This window comes from Streptomyces sp. NPDC102283 (genome assembly GCF_044766265.1).
Lineage (GTDB): Bacteria > Actinomycetota > Actinomycetes > Streptomycetales > Streptomycetaceae > Streptomyces.
Window position 1 is genome coordinate 1 of sequence record NZ_JBIWLQ010000047.1, and the last position, 6,919, is coordinate 6,919.

General features: G+C 72.4%; 2 protein-coding genes. Both read right to left on the minus strand.

Features of this window, described 5'->3' with window-relative positions; all coding sequences use genetic code 11:
* The coding region (locus tag ACIRJT_RS38710; RefSeq protein ID WP_403919315.1) for a type I polyketide synthase at window positions 1–1,868 on the minus strand (1,868 nt) is incomplete at its 3' end.
* Between the two features lie 92 nt (window positions 1,869–1,960).
* Window positions 1,961–6,919: type I polyketide synthase (locus ACIRJT_RS38715; protein WP_403919317.1), on the minus strand; the 4,959-nt coding region annotated here is incomplete at its 5' end.

Here is a 6,919-nt window from a genome sequence, read left to right on the forward strand (position 1 = left end):
ATGGTGTCGAAGGCCTGGGCGAAGACGGGGTAGTGGTCGTAGAGCTCGCGGCCCATCCCGGCCCATTGCGCACCCTGACCCGTGAACACGAAAGCCGTCCTGGCGCGCGGCGCGGCGGTGCCGCGTACCAGACCGGGGACGTCGCGCTCCTCGGCGAGGGCCCGCAGCCGCTCCAGGACCTGCTCGCGGTCCTCGCCCCCGGTGCCGTCGGCGATGACGACGGCACGCTCGTCGAACACGGCGCGGGTGGTGGCGAGCGAGTACGCCACGTCGGTGAGGCCGAGGCCGGGCCGCTGCTCCAGGTGGTCCAGGAGGCGCTGGGCCTGTCCGGCCAGGGCCTGCGGGGTCTTGGCGGACAGCAGCAGCGGTACGACCGGCAGTTCGGCACGCGGCTTCGCGGCGGCCGCCCCGGCCCCTGCTCCGGCCCCGGTCTCTGCCCCGGTTCCGGTCCTGGGCTCTGTCGCTGCCCCGGTCCCGGGCTCGGCCTCGGGTGCCTGCTCGATGATGACGTGGGCGTTGGTGCCGCTGATCCCGAAGGACGAGACAGCGGCCCGCCGCGGCCGGTCCCCGGTCCGCGGCCACTCCCGCTCCTCGGTCAGCAGCTCCACCGCACCGGCTTCCCAGTCGACGATCGGTGTGGGCTCGTCGACGTGGAGGGTGCGGGGCAGGGTGCCGTGCCGCATGGCCTGCACCATCTTGATCACCCCGCCGACACCCGCGGCAGCGACGCTGTGGCCGATGTTCGACTTCAACGACCCCAGGTACAAGGGGTGTTCGGTGCTGCGGTTGTTTCCGTAGGTGGCCAGGAGTGCCTGTGCCTCGATGGGGTCGCCGAGGCGGGTCCCGGTGCCGTGGGCCTCGACGGCGTCCACGTCGTCGTGGGTGAGCCCGGCGTTGTGAAGGGCCTGCTGGATGACGCGTTCCTGGGCGGGGCCGCTGGGCGCGGTCAGTCCGTTGGACGCACCGTCCTGGTTGATGGCGGAGCCGCGCAGCACGGCCAGCACCTGATGGCCGTTGCGCCGGGCGTCCGAGAGGCGTTCGATCAGCAGCAGGCCGACCCCCTCCGACCAGCCGGTGCCGTCGGCCGAGGCGGCGAACGACTTGCAGCGGCCGTCCGCCGCCAGCCCGCGCTGCCGCGAGAACTCCACGAAACCGCCGGGATCGCCGTTGACCGTGACACCACCGGCCAGCGCGAGCGTCGACTCACCGGACCGCAGTGACTGCACGGCCTGGTGCAGGGCGACCAGCGACGAGGAGCAGGCCGTGTCCATGCTGACCGCGGGACCCTCGAACCCGAAGGTGTACGAGATGCGGCCCGAGGCGACACTGCCGAGCTTGCCGGTCATCAGATAGCCCTGGAACTCCTCGGGCGAGGCGAGCCCGAGGTAGCTCTCCTCCGCGATGCCCACGAACACGCCCGTCCTGCTGCCCTTCAGGGACGCGGGGGCGATGCCCGCGTGTTCGAACACCTCCCACGCCGCCTCCAGCAGCACCCGGTGCTGCGGGTCCATCGACTGCGCCTCGCGCGGTGAGATCCCGAAGAACTCGGCGTCGAACTCGGTGGCCCCGTCGAGGAACCCGCCGTGCCGTGTGTACGACTTGCCGGGCTTGCCCGGCTCCGGGTCGTAGAGATTCTCCAGGTCCCAGCCGCGGTCGTCGGGGAACTCACCGATCGCGTCCCCGCCCTCGGCGACCAGGCGCCACAGGTCATCGGGCGAGGACACCCCGCCCGGGTAGCGGCAGGCCATGCCCACGATCGCGATGGGTTCGCCCGCGGCCGCCTCGACCTCGGCGAGCCGCTCGCGGGTCTTGTGCAGGTCGGCCGTTACCCACTTGAGGTAATCGACCAGCTTCTCCTCGTTAGGCATGTGCTTTCCGTATCTCCCGTGTCTGTCTGGAACCGGGGCGCCGATGGTGATGAGCCGGTCACTGCGTCCTGCTGGTCGGTCCGTGCCGCCGGTCAGTGCGCCTTGCGGCCGAACTGCTGGTCGATGAAGTCGAAGATCTCGTCCTCGGACGCCGCGGCGATCTCGCTCGCGACATCGCGGGCGGGAGCCGGGGCGTTGCCCTCGTCGAGGCGGGACAGCAGGGTCTGGAGCCGGGCCGCGATCGCGGCCCGCTGCCGCCCGTCCCGTGCGGCGGCCACCAGCTCCACCTCCAGCCGGTCCAGCTCCGCCGGCGTGGCGTCACCGCCGCCGGCGTCGTCCGCGGACCCGGCCGCGAGCCGCACCAGCAGCTGCCCGGCGAGCGCCGCGGGCGTCGGGTGGTCGAAGACCAGCGTGGCGGGCAGCGGCGAACCCGTGGCGGTGCTCAGCCGGTTGCGCAGTTCGACCGCGGTCATCGAGTCGAAGCCCAGCTCGTGGAAGTTCGCCTCGGGATCGACGTCGTCCGTGTCCGCGTGTCCGAGCACCGCCGCGACCGCGGCGGACACCTCGGCCAGCACCGCCTCCTGGCGCTCCGCCTCCGGCAGCTTCGCCAGGCGCCGCGCCAGCGGCTCCTGGGCGCCCGCGCCGACCTGCGCGGCCCGGGGCGCCGGTGTGCCGTAGGCGCCGTCCTGCGCGAAGGCGAACCGCTCGTCGGGCGTCGCCCGGTAGCCGAGCGAGTCGACCGTGGCGACCGGCAGTCCGCTCTCGTCCGTGAGCCGCACGGAGACGGTGCCGTCCCCGCGCTCCGTGAGCACGGCCCGCACGACGTCGGCACCCGGGGCGTACACGCGCACGCCCTTCCAGTCGGCCGCGGCCTGCGTGCTGCCGTCGGGCGCGCCGCCCGGACGGCTGGTGACGACGGCTTCCAGGAGCGAGGGGTGCAGACCGTACCGGCCCGCCTCGCTCCGGGCCTCTTCGGACAGCCGCACCTCGAACGCGTCACCACCACCGGAGAACCGGTCCGCGGGTGCACCGCCGTCCTGCGTGTCCGCGCGCACCAGCCCTTCGGCGACCTGGATCCAGGCGTCGTCGCCGTCGCCGTCGCGGAACGCGAAGACGGTGACGGCCCGCTGCCCGGGGTCGCCGGTGGTGGTGAGACGCACCTGGAGCTGGAGGGTGGTGCGGGGGGCGAGGGTGAGCGGGCGGGTGAGGGTGAGGTGGTCCAGGACGGTGCAGCCGGCCTCGCCGCCGGCGTGGACCGCGAGCTCGACCAGCGCGGAGGCGGGGAGGTGGGGGGTGCCGGCGGGGGTGTGGTGGACGAGGTGGGGGTGTGTGCGGGCGGAGACCTGGCCGGCGAACAGCGTGGTGTCGGTGCCGGCCACCCGGATCGGGGCGCCGAGCAGCGGATGCCCGGCAGGGGCGGAGACCCGTCCTGCGGAGGTGTCCGTGTCGAGCCAGTAGCGCTTGTGGTGGAAGGCGTAGGTGGGGAGGGGGGTGGGGTGGGGGTGGGTGGGGGTGAGGTGGGTGGTCCAGTCGATGGGGGTGCCGTGGGTGTGGAGGTGGGCGAGGGCGTTGATGAGGGTGGTGGTTTGGGGTTTGGTGCGGTGCATGAGGGGGGTGGTGGTGGTGTGGGGTGCGGTTTCGGTGATGAGGGGGGTGAGGACTGCGTCGGGTCCTATTTCGGTGTAGGTGGTGATGTTCTGGTTGGTGAGGGTGGTGATGGCGTCGGCGAAGCGGACGGTGTGGCGGAGTTGGTTGCGCCAGTAGGTGGGGGTGCGGTGGTCGGTGGGGGTGGGGGGTTGGCCGGTGAGGGTGGAGGTGATGGGGATGGTGGGGGGGTGGTAGGTGAGGGTGGTGGCGATGTTTTCGTAGGTGTCGAGGATGTCGTTCATGTGGGGGGAGTGGAAGGCGTGGCTGACTTTGAGGCGTTTGGTGCGGCGTCCTTGGTGGGCGAGTTCGGCGGCGATGGTGGTGACGGTGTCGTCGTCGCCGGAGATGACGAGGGAGGTGGGGGTGTTGATGGCGGCGATGTCGGCGCGGTTGTGGTGGTGGGTGAGGAGGGGGGTGATTTCGTTTTCGGTGGCTTGGATGGCGATCATGGCGCCGTGGGTGGGGAGTTGTTGCATGAGGCGGGCGCGGGCGGTGACGAGGGTGGTGGCGTCCTGGAGGGTGAGGATGCCGGCGATGTGGGCGGCGGCGAGTTCGCCGATGGAGTGGCCGATGAGGTGGTCGGGGGTGAGGCCCCAGGATTCGATGAGGCGGTAGAGGGCGACTTCGAGGGTGAACAGGGCGGGTTGGGCGTTGCCTGTCTGGTCGAGGAGGCCGGCTTCGGCGGTGTTGTGGGGGGCGAAGGCGATGGTGCGCAGGGGGTGGGTGAGGTGGGGGTCGAAGTGGGCGCAGATGGTGTCGAAGGCCTGGGCGAAGACGGGGTAGTGGTCGTAGAGCTCGCGGCCCATCCCGGCCCATTGCGCACCCTGACCCGTGAACACGAAAGCGACTTCGCCCCGGGCACGGGCCACCGCGCCCGTCACCACGGACGCGGCTTCCTCCCCCCGGGCGACCGACCGCAGACCCGCCAGGAGCTCCGCACGGTCGCTCCCCAGCACCACGGCCCTCCGCTCCAGATGAGCCCGGGTGGCGGCCAGTGAATACGCCACGTCGCTCAGGTCGGCGTCCGGCCGCTGCTCCAGGTGGTCCAGCAGCCGCTGGGCCTGCCCCGGCAGGGCCTGCGGAGTCCTGGCGGACAACAGCAGCGGCACGACCGGCAGTTCGGCACGCGGCTTCGCGGCGGCCGGCTTCGGCGCCGGAGCCTGCTCGATGATGACGTGGGCGTTGGTGCCGCTGATCCCGAAGGACGAGACAGCGGCCCGCCGCGGCCGGTTCCCGGTCCGCGGCCACTCCCGCTCCTCGGTCAGCAGCTCCACCGCACCGGCTTCCCAGTCCACGATCGGCGTGGGCTCGTCGACGTGCAGGGTGCGGGGCAGGGTGCCGTGCCGCATGGCCTGCACCATCTTGATCACCCCGCCGACACCCGCGGCAGCCTGGGTATGGCCGATGTTCGACTTCAACGACCCCAGATAGACCGGGTGCTCCGCATCACGGTTGTTTCCGTAGGTGGCCAGGAGTGCCTGTGCCTCGATCGGGTCGCCGAGGCGGGTCCCGGTGCCGTGGGCCTCGACGGCGTCCACGTCGTCGTGGGTGAGCCCCGCATTGTCCAGGGCCTGCTGGATGACGCGTTCCTGGGCGGGGCCGCTGGGCGCGGTCAGTCCGTTGGACGCACCGTCCTGGTTGATCGCGGAGCCGCGCAGCACGGCCAGCACCTGATGGCCGTTGCGCCGGGCGTCCGAGAGGCGTTCGATCAGCAGCAGACCGACCCCCTCCGACCATCCGGTGCCGTCGGCCGAGGCGGCGAACGCCTTGCAGCGGCCGTCCGCCGACAGCCCCCGCTGCCGCGAGAACTCCACGAAACCCATCGGCGTGGCCATCACGGCCACACCGCCCGCCAGCGCGAGATCGCAGTCGCCCGACCGCAGGGCGGCGGCCGCCTGGTGCAGGGCGACCAGGGACGAGGAGCAGGCCGTGTCGACACTGACCGCGGGACCCTCGAACCCGAAGTTGTACGCGACACGCCCCGAGGCGACACTGCCCGCGTTACCGCTCAGCAGGAAGCCCTCCAGGTCCTCGGGGATGTCACGGACCCGGGACGCGTAGTCGTGGTGCATGACGCCGGCGAAGACACCGGTACGGCTGCCCCGGTACGCGTTCGGGTCCAGGCCCGCGTCCTCCATCGCCTCCCACGCCGTCTCCAGCAGCAGCCGGTGCTGCGGGTCCGTCGCCAGGGCCTCCCGCGGCGACATCCCGAAGAACGCGGGATCGAAGTGGTCGGCGTCGTCCAGGAATCCGCCGTTGCGGGTGTACGAGGTGCCGATCCGCCCGGGGTCGGGGTCGTACAGGCTCTCCACGTCCCAGCCCCGGTCCTCGGGCCACTCGCCGACCGCGTCGACCCCGTCGGACACCAGGCGCCACAGGTCATCGGGCGAGGACACCCCGCCCGGGTAGCGGCAGGCCATGCCCACGATCGCGATCTGCTCCGTGTCCGACCGGCCGGCGACGGCGCGGCGAGCCGCCTGCGGCTGCGCCGCAGGCGTGTCCGAGACCTCCGCCGACAGATGGGCCGCCAGGGCGGCCGGCGTCGGATGGTCGAAGATCAGGGTCGCGGGCAACCGCAGACCCGTCGCGGTGTTCAGCCGGTTGCGCAGCTCCACGGCGGTCAGCGAGTCGAAGCCCAGCATCTTGAACGCGTGGTCCGCGTCGATGCCTTCATGGTCCGTGTGGCCGAGGACATCGGCGACCTGGGCCCGCACGAGATCGATGAGCGTGCGCTCGCGCTGGCCCGGGGTGAGCCCCGCCAGCCGCTGGGCCAGGGGCGACCCGCCGCTCTGCGCGGCCCGTGCGGCGGTGCGCCGGCGTGCGGCGGGGGCGAGGCCGCGCAGCAGCGGCTGCGGATCGGCGGACTGCCGCCGCAGCGACGCCGTGTCGATGACGGTCGCGGCCAGCACGGCGTCGTGTCCGGTCAGCGAAGCGTCGAACAGGGCCATGCCGTCGTCGTTCGACAGCGGCAGCAGCCCGGAGCGGGCCATCCGCTTGAGGTCCACCTCGTCCAGGTTGCTGCTGCCCTCACTCGTCTCGGCCCACAGGCCCCAGGCCAGCGAGACGGCCGCAAGCCCCCGGCTTTTGCGGTGCTGGGCGAGCGCGTCCAGGAAGGTGTTGCCCGCCGCGTAGTTGGCCTGCCCCGCGGTGCCGAGCAGACCGGCGATCGAGGAGTACAGCACGAAGGCGTCCAGTTCGAGACCCTCGGTGAGCTCGTGCAGATTCCAGGCCGCGTCGATCTTCGGCCGCAGCACGGCGTCGAGGCGGTCCGGGGTGATCCCGGAGAGGATGCCGTCATCGACGACGCCCGCGGTGTGGATCACCGCGGTCAGCGGGTGCTCCCGCGGGATGCCGGCGATGACCTCGGCGAGCGCCTCGCGGTCGGCCACATCGCAGGCGACCAC